Genomic DNA, 15,152 nt, shown 5'->3' with positions numbered 1-15,152 from the left:
GGTCAACGCTCGGTGTCGCGCGATCCTTCCCGCTGGTGATCGCGATTGCGACGCAGCGCGTAGGTCCGTAGCTTGCTGAAACCGCGCACCCGCAGGGGGCGTAGCGACTTGAGGTAGAACTCGTCCTCGCCCGACAGCGCGTCGGCCGTCTCGCTGTCCACCAGCACCGTGCCGGGGTGCGCGTTGCTGGTCAGGCGGGCGGCCATGTTGACCACGGACCCGTACAGGTCGCCGAAGCGGGCGAGCACCGGACCCACGGCGATGCCGACGCGCAGCGCGGGAACGTCGTCCCGGTCGGCGAATGCGTCGTGCAGCTCCAGGGCGATCCGTGCCGCGTCCCGGGGGTCGGTGGTCTGGAACATCACCTCGTCGCCGACGTTCTTCACCACCGATCCGTGGCCGCGGGCGATGATCGTCGTGGCCACCGACTCGAACTCCTCGAGCAGCGAGGTCAGCTCGGAGACATCGAGTCGACGGGTGAGCGAGGTGTAGCCGACCATGTCCGCGAAGCCGACCGCGAGCACCGTGTCGGTCTCCCCGCTCGACTCGACGGACAGTGCGCGCCCGGCCACCGCGGCGAGATGGCGCCGCCACACGTAGTTCTGCAGTTTTTCCATGGTGGGCACCGTGTCCGCGGCGGTGACCCGGGACTCCGATCGAATGGCGTCCGGATCGGCGGCGGCGGCAGCGATGCGCGAGCGGATGTAGGAGTTGACGACGCCCACCTGCCACTCGGCCAGTCGTGACATCGACTGCCCCAGCGTCCGCGCGACCGCCACCTCCATCGACTTCTCGACGACGTTCTCGTCGACGAGTGTCGTGAGCAGGCGCAGCGCCTCGATGTCGGCATCGGTGAACATGACGGCGTCCGGATCCGGGCTGACCGGGAAGCCCATGGCGATCCACAGTTGTTGCGCGCGTTCGAGATCCACGTTCGCCAGCTCCGCGACCTGATCGCGGGTGTACGTGGGTTCCTCTCCCAGCAGGGTCTGTTCGACCTCGTTCTGCCGGAAGGTGGGCCGGCCGGCGTCCGGTGGGCCCTGGTCAGGCATGGTCGAGAGTCCGCTCGTAGACCGCCCGGACCTCCGCGATGTGCTCGTCCAGTGTCTCCGCCGTCCAGTCCGTCGTCGGGATCGGTTCTCCCACAGTGACGGTGACGGTGCCGGAGTGCGCGGTGAACGAGGACTTCCACATCACGTCGCCCGCTCCCTGGAGGATCAGGGGAACCACCGGGACCCCGGCCGCCATGGCCAGATGGAACCCGCCCTTCTTGAAGCGCCCCAACCGCTCCGTCGGCATGCGGGTGCCCTCCGGGGCCACGGCCACCGACACGCCGCTGTGGAGCTTGTCGATGGCCGGCTTCATCGCTTCGCGCGCCGCGGCGTTGTTCGATCGGTCGACGTAGGCCACGTCGAAGAGAGCCCCGAGGGGGGCGAACCGGGGGTCGCGGCTCAGTTCCTTCTTCGCGACGGCCGTGATGTCCCGACGCAGGACACGGGCGACGACGATCATGTCCATCGTGGACTGATGGTTGAACAGGAACACCGCCGGTCGGTGGCTCCAGGCGTTCTCCTCGTTCACCACGTTCACCGTGATGCCGGTGAGGGCCAGAGCGACCTCCGGTGCGACGGCGTTGGTGACGTTGGCGCCCACTCGGCGGCTGCCGCTGAGCACGCCCAGGGTCGCACCCAGTCCGGCACTCGCCAGGACCGAGCCGAGGGCGGCGACGCTGCGCACGGTGGACGTCAGATCGGCTCCGCGCGTGGGCCTGCGCAGCTGGACACGGGACCAGCCGCGGTCACGCGCCGTGCGGTCGAGTTCGGGGTCCGGGTTGAGCGCGACGGGACGACCGACGGCCTCGAGCATCGGGACGTCCTCGATGCCGTTGGAGTAGCCGAAACACACGGAGGTGTCGACGCCCTCGGCCGTCGCCCAGTCCTCGATCCCCTCGGCCTTGCGCGGACCCCACAGCGACCGGCCGTCGAGGAGGCCGGTGAGGACGCCGTCCGGCCCGATCTCGGGGTGGGTGCAGATCAGGTCGTCGAAGCGGAGGTCGTCGACCACGGGCTGAGCCTGGTACGGGGTCGCGGACGTCGACATCACGACGCGGTGACCGGCCCGGCGATGCGCGGCGACGAGGGTGCGGACCTGCGGGAAGATCTGCGAAGCGATCTCGGAGCGGAAGAGCCGCTGCGCCTGCTCCATCAACTCGTCGTGCGTCTTGCCGGCCAACGCGTGCACGGCCTTGTCCATCAGGTTGTCGACGGTGGTCCCGCGCACCCGCATCTCCACGACGGCGCTGCTGATCTCCCACAGCTCGAACAGGTCGACGTCGAAGCGGCGAAGACGTTCCTTGAACACGGCGGTCGCGGAGTAACCGTCGATCACGGTGCCGTCGAAATCGAAGAACGCCACCACGTCCGGACCCTTCGGAGCCTGTGCGACCTCGTCGAGTAGATCCTGGAACGTGTGTGCTGGGTGAGTGCTGGTCACCGGTGTCCTCCGGAAGCGTTGTCTGGTCGATCGGGTGCGTCCGCACCGTCGACGGAGTCGAGGGCCACGTGCACCATCGTGCGGATGCGTCTGCTCACACGTCCCCACGCCGCGATGTCCGCAGCGAATTCCTGACGGCGGGAAGCGATGTCGTCGTCCTCGGTGGACAGGAGACCACGATTGTCGGCCAACTGCAGGGCGGTGTCGAAGAGCTCGTTCGAGATGGCCTCGCTGTGCTCGAGCTGCTGTCGGAGTCGCCGCGACTGCGCGACGCCCAGGCAGTCGTCGAGGAACGACACCTTGTCGAACTTCGCACCCGGTGTGAGGGTGAGCAGCTGGTCGGCCACCACCTGATACGCCTCGAAGATCGGCTGCAGTACCCGGTGCGCCAGATGAAAAGGCTGCGACTGCAACGACTTCAGCGCGTATCCGGGTCGATCGAGACCGGTGCGCCAGTGCGGATCGATGAGATCGACCTCGGCTTCGAGGCGCTCCCCGAACTCACGCTTCTCGCCGAAGAAGAACTCGAACTTCAGCATGTCCCGCAGTTCCAGCGCGGACTTCCACAGATCGTCGGCGGCCACCTCGCCCGTGGGGCAGTCCTCGGTGCGCAACACCACCAACTCGCCGATCGCCCGCATCACGAAGAAGTGAATGGCGTTGTTGCGGAAGAACGACGCGACGAGATGCTTGTCCTGCGCGAGCAGGAACAACGGCTCCGGGCCGTCGTCGAAGCGCCGCACCACACCGGCCGCGACCTGCGCGCGCACAGCGGCCGTCATGACGTCGATGTCGGTCAGATCCACCCCACCCGCCGTCGGGAGACCACGCTGCTGGATGTACGACGCCAACGGCTCGATGATCGACCACATCTCACGCTTGTTCAGCGCGCGGTCCTCGATACCGAGCATCGCCATCGCCACCAGCGCCGCCGGCGTCACCGGAGTGGACTCGTTGATGGCGTGCGACACCGCCAGCGCCGCACGCTGCACCGCGACCCGCTTGTCGTCGTACTCGTCGAGGAACTGCCGTGCCGACATCGGAGTCCCGAACCGCAGGTAGACGGTTCCGCGTAACTGGCCCTGGGCGCGGACGTACCCGATGGCCATCCGGATTCCCTCGGCCTGCTTCGTCGCACCGTGCGACTCCTTCGCCATCTCGCCGACCTCGTGCAACCGGTCGTAGGTGATGGACGTCGGGACGAGGTACGCGTCGGCCGCCGTGCTGTTCTCGAGCGCGTCGAAGAGGTAGGTGAGCAGGCCGAAGCGCGGAGGCCGGAGCTTGCCGGTGCGAGACCTGCCGCCCTCGATGTACCACTCGAGGTTGAACTTCTTGCTCAACAGGAAGCTCATGTACTGGCGAAGGGTCCACTTGTAGACCGCGTCGGAGAACTTGCGCTGGATCAACACCACACCGCTGCGCTTCGCGAGCGGGCCGATGGGCCAGAACCCGACGTTGATGCCGCCCATGACGTGATTGAGCGGGAAGCCCTGCTCGAGCAGGGCGGGGCGCAGAACCAGCGGGTCGAGGTAGGAGCGGTGGTTCGGCAGGAAGACCAGGGGGAACGACTTGTCGAGATCGCGCAACTCGGCGAGCTTCTCGGTGTCCACCTCCACGCGGTAGGCCCGCGAGAAGAAGGCACCGAGCTGGCCCCAGAGTTCGACGGCACCCTTGTTCTCGGTGGCCACCATCTCGTCGAGGATCTCGTGGACCCGAGCATTGACCGCCGACACCGGGGTGTCCACCGAGGCCGCCAACTCCGCCAGATCGGCGCGGAACTGCGAGCGCTCCGTCATCTCCTCGACGACGAACCGCGGCACCTTGTACTCGCTGCCGATGACCTCACGCTCGGCCTTGTCCAGCGTGAGGCTGGCCTGCCGCGCGATGTAGGACGACAGGGAGCGGCCGGCCGTCGCCTCGAACCGCTCACGCAGCGCCGACAACGAGGCGGGCTCACCCTCGATGATGCGCGGCTCACCGCGGCGTGCCCGGCCCACCCGGAGACCGAATCCCATACGCGGAGCCTTGGTCCAGCTCACCCGCAACGGAGTGATGAGTGGATCGGCGCCACCGGCCCGCTCGGTGAGTTCGTCGAGTGCCTTGCCCGTCATGACGACCGACTCCGGCCGGCCGTCACCGTGGTGACGGTCGATCCAGTCGTCGGCCGCGTGGACGTCGACGTCGGAGACCGCGTCGATGAGGAAGACCTGATCGCCGGCGGACGAGGATCTCCCCGTCAGCGGATGCTCGGTCGAATCCAGTTGAGACATGTCCGCTCGCCTTCCCCCTCCGATGCGCCACCGGTGGTGGGCCGTGCACGTGATGGTCCGCAACGCTACGCCCGGGACAGGTACCCCGGTGCCACTTTCACGAGCCGCCCCGGCCGCGGAACCGAAGTGGTGCCTCCGTCACGACATGTCGACCTTCTCGTTGTCACCCACGTCCGGCTTGTCGCCCGTGATGCGCGACTTGGCGTACGCGATGAGTGTCGAGACCTTGGACCCCGGCGCCGACCAGAACTCGGCTCCCTCCGACTCCACCCGGATGAGGACGACCTCGTCGGACTCGGGACCGTTCTCGAACCACGCGGCGACGCCCTGGCTCCAGAGATCCTTCTTCTTCGCGTCGTCCAGCACCACGCTCGCGCGCCCCGACAGCGAGACCCACGACGTGCCCGACTGGAACGACACGTTGACCGATGGATCGGAACGGATGTCGGCGACCTTCCGTGAGTCGTTCGCGGCGAAGAACCACAGATCGCCGTCGAACTCCGTCTCCTGCAGAGCCATCGGCCGTGCCTTGAGGTGTCCGTCCGTGCCGTGGGTGGTGAACATGCAGAGCTTCGCGTCGGACAGCAGTTCGGCGACGCGGGCGGTGCCTTCGGTTCTCTCGTCAGTAGTCATGGGGCACGGCTACCCGCGGTGGTGGTGGCGCAACCGGAAGGCGGGTCAGGAGACGCCGTACTTGGCGACGAACCCGTCGAGATCCGCGCTCTGCAGGTCTGCGGCACGGGCGAGGACGTCGCTGTGCGGCCAGTCCCACCACGCGATCCCCTGCAGTGCGCGGGCCGTCTCCTCGCTCGCGCGTCGTCGGATCGGCTTCGCGGGGACACCGCCCACCACGGTGTAGGGCGGCACGTCCTTCACGACGACCGCCCGTGCGGCGATGACCGCCCCGTCCCCGATCGTCACTCCCGACATGATCATGGCGCCGAGGCCCACCCACACGTCGTGGCCGATGCTGACGTCCCCCTTGGTGCGCGGCTCCGCGCGCCGGGTGCGGTCCGCCGGTGGGAAGACCTCGGTGAACGGGTAGGTGCTCACCGCATCGGCATCGTGCTCTCCGCCGAGCAGTATCACTGACCCGTGTGCGAAGGAGCAGTATTTGCCGATGGTCAACCGGCCGCCGTCCGCCCAGCCGACCATGGGCTTGCCGTAGGTCCAGTCGCCGATCTGGTGCCTGCGGTAGCGCCGCAGCCGGTTGGTGAGCGGGATGCGCCGATTGCGTCGTACTCGATCTCGCGCCGGTGACGGAAAGGGCAGTCTCATCCGATCGAGGCTAGGTGGCAGGGCTCGGTGCGTCGAACGGTGTCGGTGGGTCGTGCAAAACTTCTGTCGCGGCCGTTCTGCCCCACGCCCGGACTCGCCGATCCCCAGCCACGACCCGCTCCACTCACGACGAGAGGCACCCGATCATGAGCGCTCCCGCCCGGCGCCGCGCCCCCCGACCCGGCGAGGCGCTGTCCGCCGAGGACCTCGCGACTCTCGAGGCGGGGCTCGCGGCCGGTCGCCGCGTCACCGTCTACCTGCGGGAGGCGACGCCGTCCCTCGGCCTCGAGGCGGGCGCCTCGGCGAGGGTGATCTCGGTCGACGGCACCACGGTGACGGTGAGCCCCAAGGGCATCGACGACCAGCTGCCGTACGAGGCGGACGAGTTGCGTCTGAGCAAGGACGCGCCGGCGCCGGCGCGCAAAGCCACGAAGGTCGCTCCGCGTACGACGGCGGCGCGCTCGACAACCCGCCCCGCCGTGGTCCCACCCCCCGTCGTCCCACATGCAGCGACGCCCCGATCGGAGACTCCCGTGCCTGACAAAGCAGCACCCGAGAAGTCGGTGGCCACGCCGGCTCTCGCGCCGGAGACGTCGGTGAAGCCCGCGGCTCGGCCGGCTCGGCGCACGAAGGCGCAGCCCGCGCCGGTGTCGGTGACCGTGACGTCGGGGCCCGACGATCAGTGGACCGTCACCGTGTCGCACGGTGCGAAGAAGCTGGCCAAGCCGTCCGACGTGACGGCAGACCGGGTCCTCCGCGCGATCCGCGAACTGGGCGACGATGTGGCTTCGGCTGCCGTCGAGGACAAGATCGAGGCGGCTCGGGCTGCCGCTCTCGAGCGGGTCGAGGCCCTGAGTCGAGAGCTCGACGAGGCACGCCGCGCGCTCGATCGACTGAAGAACGAGTAGAAGCGTCGCGTTCCGGGTCCCGCGTATTGCTACGGTGTGCGTGACCTCGGAGGGGATACATGCTCAAGAAACTCGTGCTCGTTGCCACCACAGCGCTGGCGCTCGCCGGCGGGATCGGCGCGGGAACCGCGTCGGCCGCACCCGTCGCCGTGCTCGGTGGCGGATCCGGAGTGCTCGTCGCAGACAGCACCGGCAAGGGCAAGTTCGACTGCACACTGACCACCATCGGCAACGACGCCGCCGGTCGACTCGTCGGCATCACCGCAGGTCACTGCGGCGTTCCCGGTGATCTGATCGGCGCCGAGTACCTGCCCGACGCGGGCGCCGTCGGCCGCATCGTGAGCTCGGTCCCCGGCCTCGACTACGCCGTCATCGAGTTCGATCGGGGCCGCGTCGCACCGACCAACCGCGTCGGCAACGTGACCATCACGGGCGTGGGGGCGCCCGCGACGTTCCCCGGCATCATGTGTAAGGAGGGCCGCACCACCGGCAACACGTGCGGCATCACCTACGGGGAGCTCTTCCAGAACGACCGCACCTACACGCAGATCTGCGTCCAGCAGGGTGACTCGGGCGGCCCCGTCGTCGCCGGCACCACGTTGGTGGGCATGGTCAACGCGTACCTGGGCATCCCGTGCATCGGTCCCGAGGTGGGCACCAACATCCAGACGGTGCTCGACGACATCAACCGCGGCGGCGGCGTCGGTACCGGGTTCACCGTCACGGGCTGATCGCCGGACCCCAGCCACACGACGAAGGCCGTGACTCCCGAGAGGGGGTCACGGCCTTCGTCGTGTCGGCTGGGTGGAGCTGTGGATCAGTTGACGCGCAGGCACGCCTTCAGCGTGGTGAGGTCGCCGGCGAATCCGGGGCCGTCGCAGGTGACGCCGCCGAGGGAGTCGACCGTGACGGTCGAGCCCGGTGCCGCGATGGCGATGGACAGACCCGGGTTCAGGCCGAGTGCCTCGGCGACGGAACCCGGTCCGAACGCGATGGCGGCCGGTGCCGCGTAACCGACGGCCGAGCTGCTGGCGATGCCGCCGTTGAGGCCGAGCGCCAGGGCGAGGGCGTTGCGGCTGGCGTCGGCGGACGCGTCACCGTAGGCGGCAGCGGCGCTGGAGGCGTCACTGGTCGCCGAGCACAGGCCACCGGCGGGCACGGCGTCCGCACCGAATGGTGCCTGGCATGCCGTGACCGGTGCGGCCGAGGCGGTGGCGGGCAGGAATGCGGCGACACCGAGTGCGACGGTGAACGCTCCGGCGATGGTTCTCTTGACGACTGACATGACGTGGGTTGCCCTCTCCCGAAAACGATCGACGGCAACGATCGTTGCCGCGTCTTGTCCTCGAAGAATGCCCCCGCCGGGTATCAGCCAACTCTGCCGACGGTCACGGTCAGGTCACGGTCTTGTCACCGCGCGGTCTCAGCTGCAGACGGCGCCCTGCGACGCGGACCCCACGAGCTTGGAGTACTTGGCCAGCACGCCACGGGTGTAGCGAGGCGGAAGCGGTGCCCACTCCGCCTTGCGTGACTCGAGCTCGGCGTCCTCGACCAGCAGGTCGAGCGTGCCGTTCGCGACGTCCAGGCGGATGCGGTCGCCGTCGCGGACGAACGCGATCGGTCCGCCGTCGACGGCCTCGGGAGCGATGTGCCCGACACACAGGCCCGTCGTGCCACCCGAGAACCGACCGTCGGTCATCAGCAGGACGTCCTTGCCGAGGCCCGCGCCCTTGATGGCTCCGGTGATCGCCAGCATCTCGCGCATGCCCGGGCCGCCCTTGGGGCCCTCGTACCGGATGACGACGACGTCGCCGGACGTGATGGTGCCGTCCTCGAGAGCGTCCATCGCGGCGCGCTCACGCTCGAAGACGCGGGCGGTGCCCTCGAAGACGTCGGAGTCGAAGCCTGCCGACTTCACGACGGCGCCGCCGGGAGCCAGCGAGCCCTTCAGGATCGTGATGCCGCCGGTCGGGTGGATCGGCTCACTCATCGCGCGCAGCACCAGACCGTCGGGATCCGGCGGGGCGATGTCGGCGAGGTTCTCCGCCACCGTCTTGCCGGTGACCGTGAGGCAGTCGCCGTGCAGCAGGCCGGCGTCGAGCAAGGCCTTCATGACGACGGGAACGCCGCCGATGCGATCGACGTCGGTCATGACGTGGCGGCCGAACGGCTTCACGTCGGCGAGGTGCGGCACCTTGGCGCCGACGCGGACGAAATCGTCGAGGGTGAGTTCGACACCTGCCTCGTACGCGATCGCGAGGAGATGCAGCACGGCGTTCGTGGAACCGCCGAAGGCCATGACGACGGCGATGGCGTTCTCGAAAGCCTCCTTCGTCATGATGTCGCGCGTGGTGATGCCGCGACGCAGCAGTTCGACGACGGCCTCGCCGCTGGCACGAGCGAATCCGTCGCGACGCTTGTCGGGAGCGGGCGGAGCGGCGCTGCCGGGGAGCGACATGCCCATGGCCTCGGCCGCGCTGGCCATCGTGTTGGCGGTGTACATACCGCCACAGGCGCCCTCGCCGGGGCAGATCGCGCGTTCGATGGTGTCGACGTCCTCACGCGACATCAGGCCGCGCGAGCAGGCGCCGACGGCCTCGAACGCGTCGATGATGGTGACCTGGTGCTCGCTGCCGTCCGAGAGCGTCGCGAAACCGGGAAGAGTGGAGCCCGCGTAGAGGAAGACGCTCGCGAGGTCGAGGCGCGCGGCCGCCATGAGCATTCCGGGCAGCGACTTGTCGCAGCCGGCCAGCAGCACGGAGCCGTCGAGGCGCTCGGCGCTGATCACGGTCTCGACCGAGTCGGCGATGACCTCACGGGAGACCAGCGAGAAGTGCATGCCCTCGTGGCCCATGGAGATGCCGTCGGACACGGAGATGGTGCCGAACTCGAGGGGATAGCCGCCGCCCGTGTGCACACCCTCCTTGACCGCCTTCGCCAGGCGATCGAGCGAGAGGTTGCACGGGGTGATCTCGTTCCACGACGACGCGACGCCGATCTGGGACTTGCCCCAGTCCGCGTCGCCCATGCCGACCGCGCGCAGCATGCCGCGCGCTGCGGTCTTCTCGAGACCGTCGGTGACGTCGCGGCTGCGGGGCTTGACGTCGGCCGTGTCGGCGCTGGTGGAGGTGGTGGCGTCTGCGGGGGTGCTGCTCATGGCAAAAACCCTAGACCGCACCGGAATCACCGATCATCGGGCACCGCACTCGACCTCGGCCACCGTGACCGTTCCGTTATCAACCAGTGACCCGATCGCGACACTCGCGATGCGCTACCGCGTGGTAGCGCTGGCATCGTCATGCCTATCGAGAGCACGTCCCGCGTTCGACGGATCGAGGTGAAGACCGTGAATACACTTGTTGCACAGACGCTTACGGATGATTCGGCGGTGTCTCCCGCGCCTCGGCCCGCGGCTCGCTCGACGGCGGAACTGTCGGCTCTGCTCCAGGCCGTCGGCCGTGGTGACCGTGAGGCGTTCGCCCGGTTCTACGACGCGACGTCCTCCCGCGTCTACGGAGCCGTGCTCCGGGTGCTCCGCGATCGTGGATTCTCCGAGGAGTGCGTCCAGGACGTCTACCTCGAGGTGTGGCAGAAGGCCCCCACGTTCTCGCCCGAACAGGGGTCGCCGGCGGCGTGGTTGGTCACCATGGCGCACCGGCGAGCCATCGACCGCGTGCGGTCCGAGCAGTCGCGGACCGATCGCGAGTCGAAGTACGCGATGCTCGACGCCGCCGTGGGGATCCACGACACGTCCGACCGCTTCCTCGACCGCCGTCCGGTGCTCGACGCGATGCAGGAACTGAGTGGCCGGCAGCGGGAATGCCTGTTCATGGCGTTCTTCGAAGGTCTCACGTACGCGGAGGCCGCCGATCGTATGGGCGTGCCGGTGTCGACGATGAAGTCGCGGATCCGCAGCGCACTCGCAAAGATGCGCGTCGATCCCCGCGTGGCCTGCCTGGCGGAGTGACCGTCAGCGGCCGTCCGTCACGGGCGGCCCGGACACGTCGCAGTGCATCGGTGTGCGACCCGTCGGGCGAGGTGTGCGGATCGAGACGGCGGCGAGTGCCCCGGCGAGAGCCAGCATGGCCCCACAGATGAGCATCGCGGCGCGGAATCCCGACGAGAACTGCGCGGGATCCAGCTGCCCGGAGATGCCGACGATGCCGGGAATCGCGGCGACCGAGAGCAGTTGAGCCGTGCGCGCGACCGCGTTGTTCACCGCGGACGCGGTACCCGCGTGCGATGCCGGTGCCGCACCGATGACGGCCGCGGTGAGTGGCGCCACGAGCAGGGAGAGCCCCACGCCGAACACGACGACGGCCGGCAGGACGGCACCGAGGTAGGTCGATCCCGGCTCGATGCGGATCATGAGTACCAGCCCGACCGCGGCCACCAGTGGTCCCACCGTCATGGGCAGACGAGGTCCGATGCGGCCGGCCAGCGCGCCGGCGCGCGCCGACAGCAGGAGGAGCGCCGCGGTGATCGGCAGTGTCGCCGTGCCGGCGGCGAGGGCCGAGTAGCCGAGCGCGACCTGCAGTTGCAGCAGCAGCAGGAAGAACACGCCGCCGAGCGCGGCGTAGGCCGCGAAGGTCACGATGTTCGCCGCGACGAAGACCCTGGACGAGAAGAGCGACGGCGGCACCAGAGGGTGGGCCGTCCGGCGCTCGACGACCACGAACACGGCCGTGCCGACCAGGCCGATCGCGATGATCGGCCACCGTCCGTCGATCGCCCCGTAGGTCAGTGCCGCGAGAGCGAGGGCGACGACGGCAGCTCCGGGGAGGTCGAGTCGGCCCGAGGTCTCGGGGTCTCGCGTCTCGGGCACGTGGCGCAACGCGACGACGACGACCGCGACGGCGAGCGGCACGTTGAGCAGGAAGATGGACCGCCACCCGGCGATCTCCACGAGCCAGCCGCCCAGCAGCGGGCCCACCGCGGATCCGATGCCACCGAAGCCCGACCACAGGCCGATGGCCGCACCCCGATCCTTCGGGTCGATCGAGGCCGACAGGATCGCCAGCGAACCCGGCGTCACCAACGCCGCGCCGATGCCCTGCACGACACGAGCGAGCACGAGGAACTCGACGTTCGGCGCCAGACCGCACGCGACCGACGCGACCGCGAACCAGATCGTGCCCAGGACGAAGATGCGCCGCCGTCCGACACGGTCGCCGAGCGAGCCGCCCAGCAGCACGAACGCGGCAAGCGTCAGGGTGTAGCCGGTGACCGTCCACTGCAGCCCGCTGACGTCGGCGCCCAGTTCGGTCCCGATGTCGGGGAGGGCGATGGTGACCACGGTTCCGTCGAGCAGCGACAGGGTCGATCCCAGCACCGTGGCCAGCACGATCCACCGGCCGCGCGCCGACGACAGGGGGACGGTCGGCGGGGGCGAGGTCACTGGTCGTCGAGACAGACGACGAAGGCGCGCTCGTCGTAGACGTAACTGCGTGACGACGGGCATTCCGACGCGTCGGTCGTGCCCTGCAGGACGTCGACGACCCGGACACCGCCGATCATCGGGGCGTCGCAGTCCGAGCGCTCCGGGTCGGGCGTGCCCAGATCCATGCATCCCCCGACCACGAAGTCGATGTCGAGGCACAGCGCGCCCTGTTCGATGCCGGCGAGCGTCTCGTAGTACGTCTGGTCGACGTCACCGGGACAGAAGTCGGTGGAGACCTCGGCAGACACCACGCGGTAGTTCGATTCGGGAGACCCGCACGCGGCCTCCTCGATGGTGGCCTCGTCGACCGTGCCGCCGAGACGCACGCAGTCACCCGCCTGCGCGTCGATGGAGACGTCGCCGCCGGTGCCGGACGGAGTGGTGGGGACCGGCGGGAGGATCGAATCGTTCGGCAACTCGGGCACCTCGGACGCGGGTACGGAGCCCTGCTGAGCGACGGGGGTACCGGTGACCGTCGACGAGCATCCTGCCAGCAGGGCGACCGCCGTCAGCACGAGGAGAACGGCCGGAGCGCGCCGCGTTCCCGGTCGCCGAGAAATCGTCATGGACGACACTGTAAGCCCGTTGCGCCGTTTGTCCGACGTGTAAGTATTGAGCGGTGGACCTCCCCGTTTCACCCCCGTTGCAGCCCATGCTCGCCAAGGCCTCCAAGACGGTCCCCGACCAGCCCGACTCGGGGGATCCGGCGTGGTCCTACGAGCCGAAGTGGGACGGCTTCCGCACGATCGTCTTCCGTGACGGGGACGAGGTGGTGCTCGGGTCACGCGGTGGTAAGGACCTGGCCCGGTACTTCCCGGAGATGGTCGACGCCGTGCGCGAGGAACTGCCCGAACGATGTGTCGTCGACGGCGAGCTGGTGGTCGCTCTCGAGACCGACGGATCGTGGCGGCTCGACTGGGACTCGCTGTCCGAGCGGATCCACCCCGCCGACAGTCGCGTGCGGATGCTGGCCGAGAAGACCCCCGCGCAGTTCATCGGATTCGATCTCCTGGCTCTCGGTGACGAGGACCTGACCGGTCTTCCCTTCGCCGAGAGGCGTGCCCGCCTGGAGATGATCCTCGACACGGGTCGGACCGAGCCGCGGTGCCACGTGACGCGCGTGACCGCGGACGCCGCTCTGGCCACCGACTGGTTCGACCGGTTCGAGGGAGCGGGACTGGACGGGGTCGTGGCCAAGCGGCTCGACGGCGTGTACGTGCCGAACAAGCGCGAGATGATCAAGGTCAAGCACGCCCGCACGGCCGACTGCGTTCTCATCGGGTACCGCATTCACAAGAGCGGCAACGGTATCGGGTCGATGCTGCTGGGTCTCTACAACGGTGACCAGCTCCAGATGATCGGCGGCGCGTCCGCGTTCACGGACGCGAAGCGGTTGTCCTACCTCGAGGAACTGGAACCCTTGCGGCTCGGTGACGACATCGTCTCCGACGGCGAGCAGACCCGCTGGCGCTCCGGCATGGACCGTACGTGGATCCCGGTGCGGCCCGAGCGGGTTCTCGAGGTGGCCTACGACCAGATGGAGAAGTCCAGGCTGCGCCACGCCGCGCGCTTCGTCCGCTGGCGCCCGGACCGGGATCCGCTGAGCTGCACGTACGACCAGCTCGACGTGCCCGCGGACTACGACGTCTCCGACATCCTCGAGAGGTCCTGACCGTGGCCGCGAAGTCGACGCCCGTGATGCTGCAGGTCGGCGAGCGTGAGGTGAAGGTCTCGAGTCCGGACCGCATCATCTACGAGGCCACGGACCGCACACCGGACATCACCAAACTGCAGGTGTGCGAGTACTTCTCGACGGTGGGCGAGCCGTTGATGCGCGCCCTGGGGGACCGTCCCACCGCGATGGAGCGCTGGCCCGACGGGTATCGCGACGGGATGCGCCTGGCCACCGGCCCGCAGGACAAGGGTGGCGACGGCTTCTATCAGAAGCGATTGCCCAGAGGTGCACCCGATTTCGTCGAGACCGTCGAGATCACGTTCCCGAGCCGGAGGCGCGCGGAGGAACTGTGTCCCACCGAGCCGGCGTCGCTGGTGTGGGCCGCCCAGATGGGCACCCTGACCTTCCACCCGTGGCCGGTCCGTCGGCTCGAGGTCGACCGTCCCGACGAGTTGCGCATCGACATCGACCCCCAGCCGGGAACCTCGTTCACCGACGCCCGCCGCGTCGCTCTGGTGACGCGAGAACTGTTGGAGGAACTGGGTCTTCGTGGCTACCCGAAGACCAGTGGTAACCGCGGCATCCACGTGTACGTGCGGATCCGGCCGGAGTGGACGTTCGAGGACGTGCGTCACGCCGCGATCGGCCTGGGCCGTGAACTCGAGCGCCGCGACGACGGCGTGACCACGGCCTGGTGGAAGGAGGAGCGCGGTGCGCGCCTCTTCATCGACTACAACCAGAACAACAGGGACCGCACCATCGCGAGTGCGTGGAGTCTGCGGGCGCGTCCCGGCGCCCCGGTGTCGACGCCGCTGACCTGGGAGCGCCTTGCCGAGACCAGCGACCCCCGTGAGTACTCCCTGGTCACCGTCCCCGACTACCTGCAGGACGGCGATCCCTGGGCGTCGATGGACGACGAGGCGTACTCGTTGGCTCCGCTGCTCGATCTGTGGGAGACGCTGCCCGGCGGCGAACTCAACTTCCCCCCGGACTACCCCAAGATGCCCGGCGAGCCGCCCCGCGTCCAGCCGTCGAAGAAGGTGGCCGCCCATTGGGACGAGGACGGCAACCGGGCGCAGGAGTAGGAG

General features: G+C 68.9%; 14 protein-coding genes. 5 read left to right on the top strand and 9 right to left on the bottom strand.

What is annotated here, in order from left to right:
* Positions 1-2 precede the first annotated feature (2 nt).
* The 5 genes from HQ314_RS09795 to HQ314_RS21725 form a co-directional block, all read right to left on the bottom strand.
* On the bottom strand, positions 3-1,052 hold the full coding sequence (locus HQ314_RS09795; protein WP_222649920.1) for an adenylate/guanylate cyclase domain-containing protein: 1,050 nt from the start codon (positions 1,050-1,052) through the stop codon (positions 3-5).
* Positions 1,045-2,493: an HAD-IB family hydrolase gene (locus HQ314_RS09790; protein WP_222649919.1), complete on the bottom strand. Its 1,449-nt coding sequence runs from the start codon at positions 2,491-2,493 to the stop codon at positions 1,045-1,047. The genes HQ314_RS09795 and HQ314_RS09790 overlap by 8 nt, the downstream gene beginning before the upstream one ends.
* The gene (locus tag HQ314_RS09785; protein ID WP_222649918.1) at positions 2,490-4,763 is read right to left on the bottom strand and encodes a glycerol-3-phosphate 1-O-acyltransferase; all 2,274 of its coding nucleotides are present in this window, start codon (positions 4,761-4,763) and stop codon (positions 2,490-2,492) included. Before HQ314_RS09785 ends, HQ314_RS09790 begins: the two co-directional genes overlap by 4 nt.
* A 138-nt stretch (positions 4,764-4,901) precedes the next feature.
* Positions 4,902-5,396 carry a pyridoxamine 5'-phosphate oxidase family protein gene (locus HQ314_RS09780; RefSeq protein ID WP_027506110.1) on the bottom strand — a complete coding sequence of 165 codons (495 nt, stop codon included), beginning with the start codon at positions 5,394-5,396 and terminating at the stop codon, positions 4,902-4,904.
* 45 nt (positions 5,397-5,441) lie between these two features.
* On the bottom strand, positions 5,442-6,041 hold the full coding sequence (locus HQ314_RS21725) for a CatB-related O-acetyltransferase (protein WP_222649917.1): 600 nt from the start codon (positions 6,039-6,041) through the stop codon (positions 5,442-5,444).
* Positions 6,042-6,187: 146 nt separating this feature from the next.
* Between HQ314_RS21725 and HQ314_RS09770 the strand changes: the two genes are divergently transcribed.
* Together HQ314_RS09770 and HQ314_RS09765 are read left to right on the top strand one after the other, a co-directional pair.
* Positions 6,188-6,949, top strand: a complete 762-nt coding sequence (locus tag HQ314_RS09770) for a DUF6319 family protein (RefSeq protein WP_222649916.1) — start codon at positions 6,188-6,190, stop codon at positions 6,947-6,949.
* A gap of 59 nt (positions 6,950-7,008) precedes the next feature.
* Positions 7,009-7,680: a S1 family peptidase gene (locus tag HQ314_RS09765; RefSeq protein WP_027506112.1), complete on the top strand. Its 672-nt coding sequence runs from the start codon at positions 7,009-7,011 to the stop codon at positions 7,678-7,680.
* A gap of 86 nt (positions 7,681-7,766) precedes the next feature.
* Here the strand turns inward: HQ314_RS09765 and HQ314_RS09760 are convergent, their stop codons facing one another.
* Together HQ314_RS09760 and ilvD are read right to left on the bottom strand one after the other, a co-directional pair.
* Positions 7,767-8,234, bottom strand: a complete 468-nt coding sequence (locus HQ314_RS09760; protein ID WP_037185983.1) for a DUF6764 family protein — start codon at positions 8,232-8,234, stop codon at positions 7,767-7,769.
* Between the two features lie 138 nt (positions 8,235-8,372).
* Entirely contained in the window at positions 8,373-10,106 is a 1,734-nt protein-coding gene (ilvD, locus tag HQ314_RS09755) for a dihydroxy-acid dehydratase (protein ID WP_027506114.1), read from the bottom strand.
* Between the two features lie 231 nt (positions 10,107-10,337).
* Between ilvD and HQ314_RS09750 the strand changes: the two genes are divergently transcribed.
* Positions 10,338-10,916 carry a sigma-70 family RNA polymerase sigma factor gene (locus HQ314_RS09750; protein ID WP_285186675.1) on the top strand — a complete coding sequence of 193 codons (579 nt, stop codon included), beginning with the start codon at positions 10,338-10,340 and terminating at the stop codon, positions 10,914-10,916.
* A gap of 3 nt (positions 10,917-10,919) precedes the next feature.
* On the opposite strand, the gene HQ314_RS09745 is transcribed toward HQ314_RS09750, so the two are convergent.
* Both HQ314_RS09745 and HQ314_RS09740 read right to left on the bottom strand, forming a co-directional pair.
* On the bottom strand, positions 10,920-12,347 hold the full coding sequence (locus tag HQ314_RS09745; protein WP_374197827.1) for an MFS transporter: 1,428 nt from the start codon (positions 12,345-12,347) through the stop codon (positions 10,920-10,922).
* A complete protein-coding gene (locus HQ314_RS09740; protein WP_222649913.1) occupies positions 12,344-12,955 on the bottom strand; it encodes a hypothetical protein in 612 nt (203 codons plus the stop codon). The genes HQ314_RS09745 and HQ314_RS09740 overlap by 4 nt, the downstream gene beginning before the upstream one ends.
* A gap of 53 nt (positions 12,956-13,008) precedes the next feature.
* On the opposite strand from HQ314_RS09740, the gene HQ314_RS09735 reads away from it, so the two are divergent.
* Positions 13,009-14,061, top strand: coding sequence for an ATP-dependent DNA ligase (locus HQ314_RS09735; protein WP_222649912.1), 1,053 nt, complete (start codon positions 13,009-13,011; stop codon positions 14,059-14,061).
* Between the two features lie 2 nt (positions 14,062-14,063).
* Positions 14,064-15,149, top strand: coding sequence for a DNA polymerase domain-containing protein (locus tag HQ314_RS09730; RefSeq protein WP_222649911.1), 1,086 nt, complete (start codon positions 14,064-14,066; stop codon positions 15,147-15,149).
* The last annotated feature ends 3 nt before the right edge of the window (positions 15,150-15,152 follow it).

This window comes from Rhodococcus sp. BP-332 (assembly GCF_019836065.1).
In the GTDB taxonomy this organism is placed as follows: Bacteria; Actinomycetota; Actinomycetes; order Mycobacteriales; family Mycobacteriaceae; genus Rhodococcoides.
The sequence above is the reverse complement of the archived record's forward strand: the minus strand, read 5'-3'. Positions and strand labels throughout refer to the sequence as shown.

Coding starts and splice junctions, on each gene's coding strand:
- HQ314_RS09795 (WP_222649920.1), bottom strand. CDS start 1,052: ATGCCTGACCAGGGCCCACCGGACGCCGGCCGGCCCACCTTCCGGCAG.
- HQ314_RS09760 (WP_037185983.1), bottom strand. CDS start 8,234: ATGTCAGTCGTCAAGAGAACCATCGCCGGAGCGTTCACCGTCGCACTC.
- HQ314_RS21725 (WP_222649917.1), bottom strand. CDS start 6,041: ATGAGACTGCCCTTTCCGTCACCGGCGCGAGATCGAGTACGACGCAAT.
- HQ314_RS09740 (WP_222649913.1), bottom strand. CDS start 12,955: ATGACGATTTCTCGGCGACCGGGAACGCGGCGCGCTCCGGCCGTTCTC.
- HQ314_RS09765 (WP_027506112.1), top strand. CDS start 7,009: ATGCTCAAGAAACTCGTGCTCGTTGCCACCACAGCGCTGGCGCTCGCC.
- HQ314_RS09785 (WP_222649918.1), bottom strand. CDS start 4,763: ATGTCTCAACTGGATTCGACCGAGCATCCGCTGACGGGGAGATCCTCG.
- HQ314_RS09770 (WP_222649916.1), top strand. CDS start 6,188: ATGAGCGCTCCCGCCCGGCGCCGCGCCCCCCGACCCGGCGAGGCGCTG.
- ilvD (WP_027506114.1), bottom strand. CDS start 10,106: ATGAGCAGCACCCCCGCAGACGCCACCACCTCCACCAGCGCCGACACG.
- HQ314_RS09780 (WP_027506110.1), bottom strand. CDS start 5,396: ATGACTACTGACGAGAGAACCGAAGGCACCGCCCGCGTCGCCGAACTG.